This is a genomic window from Shewanella glacialipiscicola (assembly GCF_023283485.1).
GTDB lineage: Bacteria > Pseudomonadota > Gammaproteobacteria > Enterobacterales > Shewanellaceae > Shewanella > Shewanella glacialipiscicola.
Map to the genome: position 1 here is coordinate 48,222 of NZ_JAKILU010000008.1, position 16,159 is coordinate 64,380.

The window sequence follows — 16,159 nt, forward strand, 5'->3', positions numbered from 1 at the left end:
TTAACTCACTTAGTTAGATAAAGAGGGATCTGGCATAAGGCTCAAGGTCAAACGGGTATCTGGCCCTAATTTACGCTCATCGACCACGGTTAATGCCGGAATTTGCGCCATGGTTTGATAATCGGGCAATTGTAATAAATTACGCCCTTGCCCACCGAGGATTTTCATCGCTTGGTATAGCACTAACTCATCGGCCAGCCCCGCTGCTAAAAACGCGCCCGCTAAGGTTGCGCCCGCTTCCACCAGCACTTGATTACAACTTTGGCCTAAATAGCGTAATAGATCAGGTAATGACACGCGACCTGCCATTGCGGGTAACACAAGGCAACTCACATGGGAGGGCAATTGTTTTTGAAACGCTGCGGGATATGCCACGGTCGACACCAACAATATTGGCGATGCGATAGACAAAAAAGCGGCTGTTGACGGCAAACGGGCACGACTGTCGAGTATCACTCTTAATGGTTGCAGTAATTGCGCCTCAGTTACCCTGTCTTTTAAACTGCCCAGCTCTTGATAACGCACATTGAGCGAAGGGTCGTCCGCCAGTATGGTTTCAATCCCCGTTACCAGCGCGCAAGCACGTAAGCGTAAGCGCTGCACGTCGCGGCGTGATTCAGGGCCAGTGATCCATTTAGATACACCGTTAGACAGTGCTGTTTTACCATCAAGACTTGCCGCTAATTTGACTGTAACTCTTGGCAGTCCTAATTCCATACGTTTCATAAAGCCCGCATTTAAGGCATAAGCTTCATGGCGATGTAAGCCGACATCAACCTCGATGCCAGCGTCGCGTAGCATTTGAATACCGCGCCCACCGACTTGTGGATTAGCATCTTCCACCGCTACCACCACACGCTTAACGCCAATATTGATCAGCGCTAAGGCGCAGGGCGGCGTGCGGCCATAATGGCTACAGGGCTCTAAAGTCACATAAGCCGTTGCGCCGCGCGCTTCTTCACCCGCCATACGCAGCGCATGGACTTCAGCGTGGGGCTCTCCCGCTTTTTGATGATAACCTTCGCCGACAATGTGGTTATCTTTAACAATAACGCAGCCAACACTAGGATTAGGCCTTGTGGTGTAAAAGCCTTTACGCGCCAATTGAATCGCGCGGCTCATCATTTGAATATCCAGCACCGACCAACTTATGTTCAAGCTCATGTTTAACCCTATTGTTAAAGGTTTCGTCTTTCACCTTGCTAATAAAATCAGTCTGTTAAAGCTATTTAATAAAAGCCATCTTTCAAATCTATGTGACCAAACGCCTAACCTAAAGGCTGCAAAGCTGAATAACTACTTTTGCAGTTTGGCTATCGCTTCGCCAAATTCGGATACATCTTCAAAGGCGCGATACACAGAAGCAAAGCGTATATATGCTACTTTATCGAGCGTCATTAATTGCTCCATCATCAAGTTACCCACCATTTCTGACGGCACTTCTCGCTCACCTGTCGCGCGCAGGGTCGATTTGATTTTACTGAGCGCTTGTTCAATTTCATCCATAGACACGGGGCGTTTTTCAACGGCGCGCAGCATGCCACCTTGGAGTTTTTCTTCATCGAAGGGTTGGCGTGAACCATCGCGCTTAATCACCCGCGGCATCACTAACTCAGCGCCTTCAAAAGTGGTAAATCTCTCATGGCATTCGGTGCATTCTCGGCGACGGCGCACTTGATGGCCTTCTGCCACTAAACGGGAATCGATAACTTTAGTATCTGTCGCGCTGCAAAATGGACAATACATTGAACCTCCTGCCTGTAAATAAAGATAAAGCCGTAAATAGCCTTGTTTGCTAAGTCTCAGCCAAACTCAATTGATTTAGGCCTAAGATTTTACCAATAAAAATGGCCGCTAGATGCGGCCATGGGATTTTATCCTATTTATGGGCTGAGGTTAACTACCTGATGTAAGTACCTAGCGCTAAGTACCTAATGTTAAGTACCTGATGCTAAATATAAGTCTCAGTAGTCGATCTCAGCCTGTCATCTAATTAAGCGTAGATGACGGGCAAATTAGCCGTAAACAGGGAAACGTGCGCACAGTGCCAACACTTGGCCTTTCACACGCTCAATCACGGCAGGGTTATGGGCATCATCGAGGATGTCACAAATCCAACCTGTCAGTTCTTTTGATTCTGCTTCTTTAAAGCCGCGACGTGTAATCGCTGGCGTACCGATACGCACACCTGATGTAACAAAAGGTGAACGTGGATCGTTTGGCACTGAGTTTTTGTTCACCGTAATGTTAGCACTACCTAAAGCGGCATCGGCTTCTTTGCCGGTTAAGTCGCGACCAATTAGGTCAACTAGCATTAGGTGATTTTCAGTTCCGCCAGAGACGATTTTGTAACCGCGCTCAAGGAACACTTCAACCATCGCTTTAGCGTTATTAACCACTTGCTGCTGGTAAACTTTAAATTCTGGCTCTAGCGCTTCTTTGAACGCTACCGCTTTACCAGCGATAACGTGCATTAATGGGCCACCTTGACCACCTGGGAATACTGCAGAGTTCAACTTCTTGTATAAGTCTTCATCATCAGCTGCTGACAAAATCACGCCACCACGGGGACCGGCTAAGGTTTTGTGGGTCGTTGAGGTCACAACGTGTGCGTGCGGTACTGGGTTTGGATAAACACCCGCAGCGATAAGGCCAGCAACGTGTGCCATATCCACAAATAAGTAAGCACCGATTTTGTCGGCGATTTCACGCATTCTGGCCCAATCAACGATACCTGAATAAGCAGAGAAACCGCCGATCATCATTTTAGGCTTATGTTCAATCGCAATACGTTCCATTTCGTCATAGTCAATTTGACCCGACTCATCGATGCCGTAAGGGATAATATTGTAGAGCTTGCCAGAGAAGTTAACCGGTGAACCGTGGGTCAAGTGACCACCGTGGGCTAAATTCATGCCCAGTACGGTATCACCCGGTTTTAACAATGCCATGTAAACAGCGCTATTTGCCTGTGAACCTGAATGAGGTTGTACGTTCGCGTAAGTCGCGCCAAAAAGCTCTTTTGCACGTTCAATCGCTAAGGTTTCAACCACGTCCACATACTCACAACCACCGTAATAACGCTTGCCTGGATAGCCTTCAGCGTACTTGTTGGTGAGCTGTGAACCTTGCGCTTCCATCACGCGTGGGCTGGTATAGTTTTCAGAAGCAATTAGTTCAATATGCTCTTCTTGACGCAGGGTTTCGTTCTGAATTGCTTTAAACAGTTCCGGATCATAATCTGCGATATTCATATCTTTTTTCAGCATTGCTTACTCCAGCTGCCAATTATTGTAAGTAGGGTTGCGCGGTATTCTACTCGGAACGCGGCCACAATCCCAGTATTTGAAACATGAAATTCCTAGCGTTTTAGCTTGAACTTAGCTCATTGTCGAGTTGAGTTCGGCGCGTAATCAAGTAGAATCAGCCGCATCATTAGTCACTTAAGATAGAGAAAAATGGCTCAGTTTGTTTATAGCATGCTACGGGTGGGTAAGATTGTTCCGCCTAAGAAGCAGATCCTTAAAGATATTTCTTTAAGCTTTTTCCCCGGGGCCAAAATTGGCGTATTAGGCCTTAATGGTTCAGGTAAATCGACACTACTGCGCATTATGGCCGGTATCGATACTGAGATTGAAGGCGAAGCGCGCCCAATGCCGGGATTGAAAATAGGTTATCTACCGCAGGAACCTAAACTTGATCCGACTCAAACCGTGCGAGAAGCCATTGAAGAAGCCGTATCGGAAGCAAAAAATGCCCTAACTCGTCTTGATGCCGTTTATGCTGCCTACGCCGAACCAGATGCCGATTTCGACGCCTTAGCAAAAGAGCAAGGCGAGCTTGAAGCGATTATCCAAGCCCAAGATGCGCATAACTTAGAGCATATCCTTGAGCGCGCCGCTAACGCCCTGCGTCTGCCAGATTGGGATGAAAAAATTGCAGTGTTATCGGGTGGTGAGCGTCGCCGTGTGGCGATTTGTCGTTTGCTACTTGAAAAGCCAGAAATGCTATTACTGGACGAACCGACCAACCATTTGGATGCCGAATCTGTAGCTTGGCTTGAGCATTTCTTGCAGGAATACGCCGGTACTGTGGTGGCGATCACCCACGACCGTTACTTCCTCGACAATGCCGCTGGCTGGATTTTAGAGCTCGACCGCGGTGAAGGTATTCCGTGGGAAGGTAACTATTCTTCATGGCTTGAGCAGAAAGATGCCCGTCTAAAGCAAGAATCTTCTACCGAAAGTGCCCGCCAAAAAACCATTGCTAAAGAATTAGAATGGGTGCGTCAAGGCACAAAAGGCCGTCAGTCAAAAGGCAAGGCCCGTATGGCGCGCTTTGAAGAGCTGAACACTAACGATTACCAAAAGCGTAACGAAACCAACGAGTTGTTTATTCCACCCGGACCACGTTTAGGCGACAAGGTTATTGAAGTGAATAACCTGACCAAGTCTTACGGTGACCGTATATTGATTGATAACCTGTCATTTTCAGTGCCTAAAGGCGCTATCGTCGGCATTATCGGTGCTAACGGCGCGGGTAAATCGACCCTGTTCCGCATGTTATCGGGCGCAGAAACGCCAGATAGCGGCACGATTGAACTGGGCGAAACCGTGCAACTGGCATCCGTTGAGCAGTTCCGCGATTCGATGAATGATAAGAACACCATTTGGGAAGAGATCTCAGGTGGTCAAGACATCATGCGCATCAATAACATGGAAATCCCAAGCCGTGCCTATGTTGGCCGTTTTAACTTCCGTGGTGGCGATCAGCAAAAAATTATCGGCACGCTGTCTGGTGGTGAACGTAACCGCGTACATTTAGCTAAACTGCTACAAGCCGGTGGTAACGTATTGCTGCTCGATGAACCGACCAACGACTTAGACATTGAAACTCTGCGCGCATTGGAAGAAGCAATTCTAGAATTCCCAGGTTGCGCTATGGTGATTTCGCATGACCGTTGGTTCTTAGATCGTATTGCGACCCACATTTTAGATTACCGCGATGAAGGCCAAGTGAACTTCTATGAAGGTAACTACACCGAATACTCGGCATGGTTGAAAAATACCTATGGCGCCGATGTGGTTGAGCCGCACCGCTTAAAATACAAGCGCATGGTTAAGTAAGTCATAGCTAAAAATACAAAAGTTAAGTAAAAAAGGAGCTCAGACGTTTAGGTCTAAGCTCCTTTTTATTTGGCTCTTTATAAGGTTAGTGAATTTATATAAAACTTACGCGGTTATTATTTCAAACTAGTAAAATAGACCACCCGCATATCCATCATTATCCTGAGCGCAGGTTACATCTGTTTTTTAAAGATGAGCTAAAAGAGTCAGGTATAGATAATATACTAAGCTATTTTAAACTCTAACATATCGGCTGACACGCATAGCAGATGTAAGTTATCGGTTTATAGCACAATAAAATCATAGTGATACATAGCATCATTAATGAAGGTGAATCTGGTGAGTTATGACTCATTAAGCCGAATAAACTCTGCCGTAGCCTTTATAATGATGAGTGGGTTACCTTGTAGCATGACAATAGACCAGCCCTAATATCATGATGCGCGAAGCCTAATTAAACATATCGATTAATAACCAAGCGAAGTACTTTAATTTAAACATAATCTGTTGTTGGAGTAGAAATGGGGAAAAAATTATCCACTTTATCAAGCCTGTGCTTATTGATGTTCGGTTTTTATCATCCTGCATTTGCGGGCAGAGAAATCCATTTAGCCGCCACTCATTACCCGCCTTTTTACGCCGAAGGCTTACCCGAACAGGGCGGTGTATCTCAGGTAGTAAAAGAAGCATTTGAACGCCAAGGTTACCGTGCCAACATTAAATTTTATCCTTTTGCGCGAGGGACATTACTGGTTAAAAATGGTAAAGCTGATGGGATGATAGGAATGTGGTATCGCAAAGACCGTGAACAATGGGTCGACTTTTCAGCGCCAATTCAACCCGTGCAGATTGTCTTTTACAAACGTAAAGATAGCGCGTTAAGCTTCAGTAAACTTGCCGAACTCAAACCTTATACGATTGGGATTGGTCGCGGTTATGCTAATCCGCCCGAAATTTTTGCCGCAGGCCTGATGACTGAAGAAGCCAACTCCGATGAGATGAATTTCAAAAGGCTATTATTAAAACGGATTGATTTAGTCTTAGTCGCGCATAATATCGCAAGGTATTTAATCGAAGAAGGTCCAGCTGAATATGCCAATGCCTTTGAGCAAGTGGGTCAGCCTGTTGCAAATGAAGTGTTCCACTTAGGTATTTCGTTAGCGGTAGCCGACCACTCGCAACTGGTCGCTGAGTTTAATAAAGGTCTAGAGAGTATGCGTAAGGATGGTCGTTTAGCTGAAATATTAAGCCAATATTCGCAACTTGATACCGTTCAACCTCCTATCGAAAAAAAGCCTATCCAGCCCATCATTAAAATTTCTCCCGAGAACCGCCCATAACGCTATTCATAATCAGCTGTCCAAAGGTGGCTAAATAGACGTTTTATGGCGCTTAATGCCAAAAAACACAATTTCTTTCATTTTCGTTCGCTAAAATTTACAAACTTTTACCCAACTCGCAGACGTTATTCACTAGAATAGCGGCATTAAAGTGATCGTCTTTTTTAACTGCCTTTGCACGAGATAATAATTACAATGAAAAAAACCATTATTGCCATTGCCCTGCTTGCAGTTATCGTCACTGCGGTGAGTTTCAGTGATGTCTTGCAAGCAGCTAAACCTGAAAGTGCAGCACATTTAATGCGCACCGTCCCAGTGGTCACGGGGGAAGTGATTGAATATCCGCTGGCACAATCCGTTTCATTAATAGGCAAGCTTGCTGCCGAGCGCGCTGTGATCATCGCGCCGCAGGTGACAGGTAAGATTAAACAAATCGCGGTAACCTCAAATCAAGCGGTAAAAAAAGGTCAGTTACTCGTCGAACTCGACGATATTAAAGCCCAAGCAGCTGTGGCTGAGGCGAATGCTTTCCTCAATGATGAAAAACGTAAACTCACAGAATTTCAGAAACTCATTAGCCGCAACGCCATTACCCAAACCGAGATTGATGCCCAAAAAGCCAGTGTCGATGTCGCGCAAGCTCGTTTAGCCTCAACCCAAGCTGATTTACATTATCACTACCTCACAGCGCCGTTTGCAGGTAACACAGGTCTGATTAATTTCAGCGAAGGCAAAATGGTTAGCGTGGGGACTGAGCTAATGTCTTTGGATGACCTATCCAGCATGCGCCTTGACCTACACGTGCCAGAACATTTTTTGTCGCAGTTGAGTATTGGCATGCAAGTGTCAGCGACCAGCCGTGCTTGGCCAGGTGAAACCTTTACCGGCAAAGTTGTCGCCATTGATCCCCGTGTTAATGAAGAAACCTTAAACCTTAAAGTGCGAGTGCAATTTGATAATCCTAATAATCGCTTAAAACCGGGCATGATGATGTCATCGACTATCACCTTCCCTGCTATTTCAGCGCCTATGGTGCCGGTACAAGCGCTTGAATACTCAGGAACTAAACGCTATGTATACGTAGTGAGTGCCGATCATATTGCTCACCGCACCGAAGTGACGCTCGGCGCACGTATCGACAACCAAGTCTTAATTGAAAAAGGGTTAAACGTCGGAGATAAAGTTGTGGTGCAAGGTCTGGTTAATATGCGCGATGGCTTGCTTATTAATGAAGTGACGCTTGATACCAAAACATCAGCCAATGCCGCAAAACCCTCAAATACCGCCGAACTTTCAGGCACTAAAGCTGCGGAGACTAAATAATGTGGCTGTCCGATGTTTCAGTTAAACGCCCCGTCGTTGCCATCGTTTTAAGCTTACTGCTGTGTGTATTTGGTATCGTATCATTCACTAAACTGTCGATACGGGAAATGCCCGATGTTGAAAGCCCTGTGGTCACTATCAGCACCAGTTACTCGGGTGCATCAGCGGCAATTATGGAAAGCCAGATCACTAAGACCCTAGAAGATGAATTGACAGGCATCAGTGGTATCGACGAAATCACTTCGACCACACGTAATGGTAGCTCACGTATCACAGTTCAATTCCTCCTCGGTTGGAACTTAACCGAAGGGGTCAGTGACGTACGTGATGCAGTAGCCCGTGCCCAGCGTAGGCTTCCTGAGGATGCGAAAGATCCTATCGTCTCCAAGGACAATGGCTCTGGAGAACCCTCGGTTTATGTAAACTTAAGCTCCAGCGTGATGGATCGCACGCAATTAACTGACTACGCCCAACGTGTATTAGAAGATAGATTTAGCCTTATCAATGGCGTAAGTTCGATCAGTATTTCCGGCGGTTTGTACAAGGTGATGTACGTCAAGCTCAGGCCTGAGCAAATGGCTGGGCGCAATGTTACCGTGACAGATATAACCAGTGCCTTGCGTAAGGAAAACATCGAGACACCCGGCGGCCAAGTACGTAACGACACCACTGTGATGTCAGTCCGCACTAAACGCTTATACTACACTGCAAAGGATTTTGACTATCTGGTTGTGCGCACGGCAAGTGACGGCACCCCGATTTATTTAAAAGATGTTGCCGATGTTGCCGTAGGTGCACAAAACGAAAACTCTACCTTTAAAAGCGATGGCATAGTTAATATCAGCTTAGGCATTATTTCTCAATCCGATGCCAACCCGCTACTCGTCGCCCAAGAAGTACATAAAGAAGTGGATCGGGTGCAGGACTTTCTACCAGAAGGTACGAACCTTATTGTCGACTTTGATTCAACCGTATTTATCGACCGTTCCATTAACGAGGTTTATAGCACCCTCTATGTGACGGGTGCTTTAGTTGTACTGGTGCTGTATATATTTATCGGGCAAGCACGGGCGACCTTAATCCCTGCCGTGACAGTACCCGTCTCATTAATATCGGCGTTTATTGCCGCCAATATGCTAGGTTATTCGATTAACTTACTCACACTAATGGCATTAATCCTCTCTATCGGACTGGTGGTCGATGATGCAATTGTGGTGGTTGAGAACATTTTTCACCATATCGAAAAAGGCGAAGAGCCCTTACTCGCAGCCTATAAAGGTACCCGTGAAGTTGGCTTTGCCGTTGTTGCAACCACGGCAGTCTTGGTCATGGTGTTTCTACCTATTTCCTTTATGGATGGCATGGTCGGTCTGCTATTTACTGAGTTTTCGGTGATGTTGGCAGTCTCGGTACTGTTTTCATCCCTCGTCGCTCTAACACTTACACCTGTGTTGAGCAGCAAGTTACTCAAGGCCAACGTCAAACCCAATCGCTTTAACCGCTGGGTTGATAGCGGTTTTGCCCGCATGGAAAGAGTCTATCGTGTGGCGGTAACCAAGGCGATTAAACTACGTCTACTCGCGCCTTTGGTCATCCTCGCCTGTATTGGTGGTAGCGCTTGGTTAATGCAACAAGTACCGGCGCAACTCGCACCACAGGAAGATCGCGGCGTATTGTATGCTTTCGTTAAAGGCGCTGAAGGCACCAGTTATAACCGTATGACCGCCAATATGGACATTGTCGAAGATAGACTTATGCCGTTATTAGGCCAAGGCGTACTACGCTCTTTTAGCGTACAAGCCCCCGCGTTTGGTGGCCGTGCAGGCGATCAAACCGGCTTTGTCATCATGCAGTTAGAAGATTGGGGAAATCGTGATGTTACGGCTCCGCAAGCCCTCGGTATTGTGAGTAATACCTTAAAAGATATTCCCGATGTGATGGTTCGCCCTATGATGCCCGGCTTTAGAGGCCAATCGAGTGAACCCGTACAGTTTGTACTCGGCGGCTCTGATTACGCCGAGCTGTTTAAGTGGGCACAGGTATTAAAAGAAGAAGCCAACGCCAGCCCAATGATGGAAGGCGCTGACCTAGACTACGCCGAGACCACACCTGAATTGATTGTGACTGTCGATAAAGAACGCGCAGCAGAGCTTGGGATCAGTGTTGATGATGTATCGCAAACCTTAGAAGTCATGCTGGGCGGGCGTACAGAAACCACCTATGTCGATCGCGGTGAAGAGTATGATGTGTATTTGCGCGGTGATGAAAACAGTTTCAATAACGTCGGCGACTTGAGCCAAATCTATATGCGCTCAGGCAAAGGCGAACTTATCACCCTTGATACCGTCACCTATATTGAAGAAATCGCCTCGGCGCAAAGGCTAAGCCACACCAATAAACAAAAATCCATTACCCTTAAAGCCAACATCAGTGAAGGCTACACCTTAGGGGAGTCCTTAACGTTTCTCGAAAATAAATCTATCGAGTTGTTACCTAAAGACATTTCGATTGGTTATACCGGTGAATCTAAAGACTTTAAAGAAAACCAGAGCAGTATCTTTATTGTATTTGGTTTAGCTTTGTTGGTGGCTTATCTAGTCTTAGCCGCGCAATTTGAGAGTTTTATCAACCCATTAGTAGTGATGTTTACTGTACCAATGGGCATATTCGGTGGTTTTTTAGGCCTGCTGATTACCAGCCAAGGGATTAATATTTATAGCCAGATAGGCATGATCATGTTGATTGGCATGGTGACCAAAAACGGTATTTTAATTGTCGAGTTTGCGAACCAATTGCGTGACCGCGGTTTTGAACTCGATAAAGCCATTATCGACGCCTCATCACGCCGATTACGACCTATTCTGATGACCGCCTTTACGACATTAATTGGCGCGGTACCGTTAATATTTTCAACCGGTGCAGGTTCAGAAAGCCGTATTGCCGTAGGTACTGTGGTGTTCTTTGGTATGGCATTTGCCACCTTTGTAACCCTACTCGTTATCCCTGCTATGTATCGATTAATTTCAGCAGCGACCCATTCACCAGGCTATGTTGAAGCTAAGCTAGAAGCGGCAATTAAAGCCCAAGAATTAGCAGCGCAAGAGGCAGCGAAACAGCAGGAACTCATGCCTAAAGTGTAAACCGCTATGATGTCATAAAGCCAAGGTGTTGATGCCTTGGCTTTTTATTTTTGGCCTTCAAATCCTAACGCCCTGCAAATTTTTGAGTAAACAATGCCAAGTGCATATGCTTAGTTTATATCTGCAAACGGATCCAAGTGATAAATGCTCCCTTAGCCTTTGTAATTATGTTTGTATGTTATAGTGATTTTCTCAACCAAGGTGGGACACTGTATTGAAAAGAATAGCTTTATTTGTCGATGTGCAGAACATCTATTACACCTGCCGTGAAGCCTATGGCCGCCAGTTTAACTATCGTAAATTGTGGCAACACTTAGGTTATGAGGGCGATATTGTATTGGCCGTGGCTTATGCCATCCACAAGGGCGACGATGGTCAATTAAAATTTCAAGACGCGTTAAAGCATATCGGTTTTGAGGTAAAGCTAAAACCGTTTATTCAGCGCAGCGATGGTTCGGCCAAAGGCGACTGGGATGTAGGGATCACCATAGATATTATGGAAGCCGCGGGTGAAGTGGATTCAGTGATCTTGCTGTCTGGTGATGGTGATTTCGATTTATTACTGCAAAAAATTCATCAAAAATATGGCGTTGAAACCCAAGTCTATGGCGTACCTACCCTAACGGCTAAATCCTTAAGGGATTCCGCATCTCAATTTCATCCTATCGATGCAGCACTCTTGCTCTAGTGCCCATAAAAAATGCTGCTATCAATCATGACAGCAGCATATGAAGTTCACTATTTTGATCGGCGATTTTTTGAGCGTTACAACATGTCTAATGATAGGTAATGTCTGAATACATAGGCGCAAGCCTTTTTAGTAGTGCATTACGGGTCGCTAATGGTATGTGTTGCTCTTTCATCGATGCGATCAAATGCCCCACTAAGGCATCAAAATCCGCTTGGGTAATATTTAAACCTTGGTGTGTTTTTTCCATGCTTTCACCGTGATATTCACAATCACCATCGGCAACCCAACAAATATGCTCAATTAATCGCTCACGAAATAACGCAATATCGGTTGCATCAAAGTGATGTACGATACGCGTGTCTGTTGAGATACGTTTTAATAATCCATCAATGATCGCACTGACGCCCGCATCATTCCCTAAAGCTTGATATAGGCTTGTAGTATCCGCTTGCAAAGGGGCGGGGTGAACCGATTTGTCGGCGCATCCGCTACTGAGTAGCACAAAGATTAACGCCACCATTGTTGTCCATAAACGGCTCATAAACCGCCCTCAATCGAGACATACCAGCCTTGCTGATCATCAAAACCTGCAATACTGCCTAATTTGCTATAAGCGGTAACGACGGAAAGATGTTTATTGATAAACCACGCTAAAAACACATCCTGCCAATCGTCCTCACGGGCAAAGCCGAGTTCATTGGGTTTCTGCCGATACTCAATACCCAGCGCCAAATTATCCGTTAACAACACCGCCGCAGACGCTTCGAGCACAAACAGGTAATCATTACTGGCTTGAGTGCCGAAACCCAATAGTCCAGTTTGATTCGCCTTAGTCGCACGCACTGTGCCATTGAGTAATAAGTTGCGTCCCGCCAGCGCATCAAAAAATATTTTACTGGCAGTAACATACCAATCAATTCCCCTGTCATCCCGCGCGCCAACTGCCTGAGGGAGAGTAAAGTCATCGACTTTTTTATACTGTGCGCCTAAGGTGATTTGTGGCATTGCAGTATAAAGCAGCTCTCCTACCACCTTGTATTTAACGCCAACAATATCTTGGCCTAACTCGCCGCCCATTGTATCTAAATCAAAGGTTTGTCGAGCCACACTCAGCTCAAATCGATTATCAAAACTCAAAGATGCGCCAATAACCTTAAGCGTAAAATCATCGACATAAACACCCGTTGCCATCGCTGTTGCCGACCATTCGCAGCTACTGCCATAACCGTTGATCACCGCCCACGGCACTATGCCTCCGCCTGCACTGCCCTCAATAGTTGTTGCACCGCCCGTTGCCACTACACGGCTACCTTCGGCTAAAGCAGTCGTTGAGCCCAGTAGCAAACATAGCCAAGGTAAAGCCTTTACATAATTCAAAACGAATGAATTGATGGCAATGTTCACTAGATACTCCGCGATTACGTTGAGCGAAGACAAAGCTTCGTTTAATGTCTTTTTAAGGTTGATTTGAACGTTAATTTGAACGAACTAACTTATGCTTATGCTTATGCTTCAGTGGTTTTTGGATAATTAAAGGCTTCAAACCACAGATCAAAATCTGCCACTCTTAACGGTTTTGAAAACACATAGCCTTGAACCATATCGCAACCTAAATGACGTAAAATATCCACACCTTCAGCCTCTTCAACGCCTTCAGCCACAACCGTAAATCCTAAGCCGTGGATCAATTGAATACTGGTATTGACGATCATCACATCTTGGCAGTCAGTCAGCATATCTTTAATAAAGCTACGATCAATTTTCACTTCATTAACGGGTAAAATTTTCAAATAGGCTAACGATGATTGACCTGTGCCAAAGTCATCAATGGCAACCGATACACCAATGTCACGAAAGCGCTGCAATACACCCACGACTGTTTGTGCATCTTTCATCACAGCGCCTTCGGTAACTTCAATGCATAACGCCCCGCTCGGCAGATTATTATCCTTTAATAAACTGGCGATTTGATTCGGTAAGCGGGTATCAACTAAGTCGTGGGCCGACAGGTTAATGGCCAGTTTAAGCACTAGGCCCTGTTGTTGCCATATAACTAATTGTTTAATAGCCTGCGTGAGCACCCATTGACTGACGATATCAATGTTGCCTGAGTTTTCAGCGAGTTGGATAAATTCATCGGGAGGAATAAACCCTAAGGTTGGATGTTGCCAACGAATTAATGCTTCAGCGCCAGTGCATTGATTTAAATGCAAATCCACTTTTGGTTGAAACACGAGATAGAGTTGATTTTGTGCCAAGCCTATCGGTAAATCACGAATAAGCGTAAGTTCGCGCTGGTATTTCTCATCATCGCCCTGACGATAACTCACCACCCGTAGCTCTTCGAGACAGGCTTGATTAAGGGCAATTTCGGCGCGGCGCACTAACACATCGACATCGGTACCATTGCCATCAATGACAAGTAAACCTGCCCTTACCGTCAAAGATATATTCGAACCTTGAACAGGAAATGGTGCTTCGAGCATATCCAGTGATTTAAGTAAGTGTTCGGGATGTATTCCTTGGCTATAAAGCAGTAAAAACGAATCGCCATCTAAACGCGCAAGTAAATCGGGTGTCGGTGCTAATTGCTCTAAGCGGCGCGCAAATAAGATTAATAAGTTATCCGCATTGGCAAACCCAATAATGTCGTTAATATGACGAAAATGTTTAATATCCAGTAATACCATAACACCGGATAAACCTTGCCCAAGCTCAGCCAAACACTGCTTCGCGGCAAAACGATTAAGTAAACCCGTTAAGCTATCGTGGCGAGATTGATACACTAAATCCTTTTCACGCGCCTCTATATCTTCACGCATCAAAGATAAACTGCTGGCTAACACTTCTAACTCAGCAGGAGCACCTTGAATTTTATTCGGCACCACGCCTTGGCCAATTTTACGCGCGTAGGTCACCAGTTGGTGCACCGGTGCCATCAAACTGCCCGACAACCAAATGGCAATCACGATAGCCAGCGTTAACGTGATGGCAAAAATAAGCAGCATGTTATTACGTAACTGCTGGTAACTTTGTTGCCATTTAAGGTTCGATTGATGCAACAACGCTAACTGGCTACCATTGCGGTCGTACAACTTGAGAGCCATGGTCAGATGATCTACCGGAATCATTTCACTGGGTATGGTGAGTAAATTAGGTAACAAGCTCGCTTGCGTTAATACACTCAATTTTTCATCATCGGATAAAGTGGAAGCTATTTCGGTGCGGCCGGTATCTTGATTGACAAAACTGACATCAATACCCGTAATCGCTTTAGCTTGCTGGGCCACTTTTTCATCTAACACAAAGCCCATGCCAACCCACGCAATTAAGGTAGGGGCTTTAACTGGTTGCAATACAAACTGATAACTTACATGGTCAAAGTTTAATATCGCCATACTGCTAGTGGTCATATCAAATAAAGACTGAATATCCTCTTGGTCAAGCCCAGGAATACTCGAGGTTAATAATGCCCCCTTAGGTGATAACAACACCACGGCATCGGCGCCAATACGCGAGCCATGATTAGATAATACCGACTCAATGGTCTCTTGCTCACCCGTTGCAATCGCCCGTTTAAAACCAAAATCCGCACTGAGCACAGAGAGACTCTGGCTTAGCTGTATACCGCGATTAGATAACACCTCGAGGAATACGTTAGCGCCAATATCGAGGCTTTTCTGTTGCTGTAAAAAGTTGTCTCTTTGCGTCGCCGTCAACACAGAAAATGCGGTAGCAAACTGCACTAAGGTCAGCACAATAAAAAAGACTAAAATGAGCCGAGCGCGAAAACTATTTAACATGTAATGCATTGCCTTCAGCATCAAAATGGCCAAATCCCGCAGGCGGCGCCGACGGCTTAGCCTGACGCTCAATATCTAAAGATAAACTCAATGAATTATGTCCTTGCGTAATGAGTAAATCGGTTGGTTCCGTGGCCATTTTTTGCCATGGATGCCACAACTTAACTTTATATTGACCCACTGCTAGGTCATTGAATTGGATCTCACCTTTGTCGTTTGCAACCGCCACCAATGGACTATCGGCAACATAGATAAAAGCTTGCATATAATCGTGAATATTACAGCCCAGCGCGACTAAACCCGATTTATCGAATAAGATCGGGGCTTCTGCCTGTCCAACATAGAGTTTAAGCTCAAAAGGCTTTGTTTCTGAAAAGGAATATACATGGTGGCGAGTGCGATCTAAGTTAGGAAAATCCACTTTAGCGCCTTTAGGCACTGCTAATACAAAGGGCACAAAGGTTCGATCTTTTTGCGACATTTGATAATGCTGAATATCGGCGACTTGAGTTGGCGTTACCGCAGGAATAAGTTCTACCACGGCATCGGCAATCGACAACTGCTGCAAATCAACCACCTTGATATTAAGCTCAGATGCCATAACTGGATAAGTAAACGTCACCGAAGCACTAAGCAGGAGAGAAAATACAATACGAAATAAAGTCATCAGTTACCTCAAAGACTAACAATACTATGCCCACCAGTATTAGTTAAAAACGCCATGTAAAGTAAACCG

12 protein-coding genes are annotated in these 16,159 nt (G+C 45.4%); 5 read left to right on the forward strand and 7 right to left on the reverse strand.

The window, feature by feature from the left end; all coding sequences use genetic code 11:
* Nucleotides 1-9 precede the first annotated feature (9 nt).
* The 3 genes from ribD to glyA all read right to left on the reverse strand — a co-directional run bounded on the left by ribD (nt 10) and on the right by glyA (nt 3,269).
* Nucleotides 10-1,164 carry a bifunctional diaminohydroxyphosphoribosylaminopyrimidine deaminase/5-amino-6-(5-phosphoribosylamino)uracil reductase RibD gene (ribD, locus tag L2717_RS08570; RefSeq protein ID WP_220773334.1) on the reverse strand — a complete coding sequence of 385 codons (1,155 nt, stop codon included), beginning with the start codon at nt 1,162-1,164 and terminating at the stop codon, nt 10-12.
* A 132-nt stretch (nt 1,165-1,296) separates the two neighbouring features.
* A complete protein-coding gene (gene nrdR, locus L2717_RS08575) occupies nt 1,297-1,746 on the reverse strand; it encodes a transcriptional regulator NrdR (RefSeq protein ID WP_076496475.1) in 450 nt (149 codons plus the stop codon).
* A gap of 269 nt (nt 1,747-2,015) precedes the next feature.
* Complete coding sequence (glyA, locus tag L2717_RS08580) at nt 2,016-3,269, reverse strand: serine hydroxymethyltransferase (RefSeq protein ID WP_107883474.1); 1,254 nt, start codon at nt 3,267-3,269, stop codon at nt 2,016-2,018.
* Between the two features lie 189 nt (nt 3,270-3,458).
* On the opposite strand from glyA, the gene ettA reads away from it, so the two are divergent.
* The 5 genes from ettA to L2717_RS08605 all read left to right on the forward strand — a co-directional run bounded on the left by ettA (nt 3,459) and on the right by L2717_RS08605 (nt 11,617).
* Complete coding sequence (ettA, locus tag L2717_RS08585; protein WP_220773335.1) at nt 3,459-5,126, forward strand: energy-dependent translational throttle protein EttA; 1,668 nt, start codon at nt 3,459-3,461, stop codon at nt 5,124-5,126.
* 521 nt (nt 5,127-5,647) lie between these two features.
* A complete protein-coding gene (locus tag L2717_RS08590) occupies nt 5,648-6,466 on the forward strand; it encodes a substrate-binding periplasmic protein (protein ID WP_220773336.1) in 819 nt (272 codons plus the stop codon).
* Between the two features lie 195 nt (nt 6,467-6,661).
* Nucleotides 6,662-7,789: an efflux RND transporter periplasmic adaptor subunit gene (locus L2717_RS08595; RefSeq protein WP_220773337.1), complete on the forward strand. Its 1,128-nt coding sequence runs from the start codon at nt 6,662-6,664 to the stop codon at nt 7,787-7,789.
* Nucleotides 7,789-10,929, forward strand: coding sequence for a multidrug efflux RND transporter permease subunit (locus L2717_RS08600; RefSeq protein ID WP_220773338.1), 3,141 nt, complete (start codon nt 7,789-7,791; stop codon nt 10,927-10,929). The genes L2717_RS08595 and L2717_RS08600 overlap by 1 nt, the downstream gene beginning before the upstream one ends.
* 214 nt (nt 10,930-11,143) lie before the next feature.
* Nucleotides 11,144-11,617 (forward strand): LabA-like NYN domain-containing protein, encoded by a 474-nt coding sequence (locus tag L2717_RS08605; protein ID WP_220773339.1) that lies wholly within the window; start codon nt 11,144-11,146, stop codon nt 11,615-11,617.
* Between the two features lie 88 nt (nt 11,618-11,705).
* Here L2717_RS08605 and L2717_RS08610 read toward each other — a convergent pair whose 3' ends face one another.
* The 4 genes from L2717_RS08610 to L2717_RS08625 form a co-directional block, all read right to left on the reverse strand.
* Nucleotides 11,706-12,161: a group I truncated hemoglobin gene (locus tag L2717_RS08610; RefSeq protein WP_220773340.1), complete on the reverse strand. Its 456-nt coding sequence runs from the start codon at nt 12,159-12,161 to the stop codon at nt 11,706-11,708.
* Nucleotides 12,158-13,024: a DUF3034 family protein gene (locus L2717_RS08615; protein ID WP_220773341.1), complete on the reverse strand. Its 867-nt coding sequence runs from the start codon at nt 13,022-13,024 to the stop codon at nt 12,158-12,160. Before L2717_RS08615 ends, L2717_RS08610 begins: the two co-directional genes overlap by 4 nt.
* A 101-nt stretch (nt 13,025-13,125) precedes the next feature.
* The gene (locus L2717_RS08620) at nt 13,126-15,423 is read right to left on the reverse strand and encodes a bifunctional diguanylate cyclase/phosphodiesterase (RefSeq protein WP_220773342.1); all 2,298 of its coding nucleotides are present in this window, start codon (nt 15,421-15,423) and stop codon (nt 13,126-13,128) included.
* Complete coding sequence (locus L2717_RS08625; RefSeq protein ID WP_220773343.1) at nt 15,413-16,090, reverse strand: methylamine utilization protein; 678 nt, start codon at nt 16,088-16,090, stop codon at nt 15,413-15,415. The genes L2717_RS08620 and L2717_RS08625 overlap by 11 nt, the downstream gene beginning before the upstream one ends.
* Nucleotides 16,091-16,159 lie beyond the last annotated feature (69 nt).

Coding starts and splice junctions, on each gene's coding strand:
- L2717_RS08620 (WP_220773342.1), bottom strand. CDS start 15,423: ATGTTAAATAGTTTTCGCGCTCGGCTCATTTTAGTCTTTTTTATTGTG.
- ribD (WP_220773334.1), bottom strand. CDS start 1,164: ATGAGCTTGAACATAAGTTGGTCGGTGCTGGATATTCAAATGATGAGC.
- glyA (WP_107883474.1), bottom strand. CDS start 3,269: ATGCTGAAAAAAGATATGAATATCGCAGATTATGATCCGGAACTGTTT.
- nrdR (WP_076496475.1), bottom strand. CDS start 1,746: ATGTATTGTCCATTTTGCAGCGCGACAGATACTAAAGTTATCGATTCC.
- ettA (WP_220773335.1), top strand. CDS start 3,459: ATGGCTCAGTTTGTTTATAGCATGCTACGGGTGGGTAAGATTGTTCCG.
- L2717_RS08590 (WP_220773336.1), top strand. CDS start 5,648: ATGGGGAAAAAATTATCCACTTTATCAAGCCTGTGCTTATTGATGTTC.
- L2717_RS08595 (WP_220773337.1), top strand. CDS start 6,662: ATGAAAAAAACCATTATTGCCATTGCCCTGCTTGCAGTTATCGTCACT.
- L2717_RS08600 (WP_220773338.1), top strand. CDS start 7,789: ATGTGGCTGTCCGATGTTTCAGTTAAACGCCCCGTCGTTGCCATCGTT.
- L2717_RS08610 (WP_220773340.1), bottom strand. CDS start 12,161: ATGAGCCGTTTATGGACAACAATGGTGGCGTTAATCTTTGTGCTACTC.
- L2717_RS08625 (WP_220773343.1), bottom strand. CDS start 16,090: ATGACTTTATTTCGTATTGTATTTTCTCTCCTGCTTAGTGCTTCGGTG.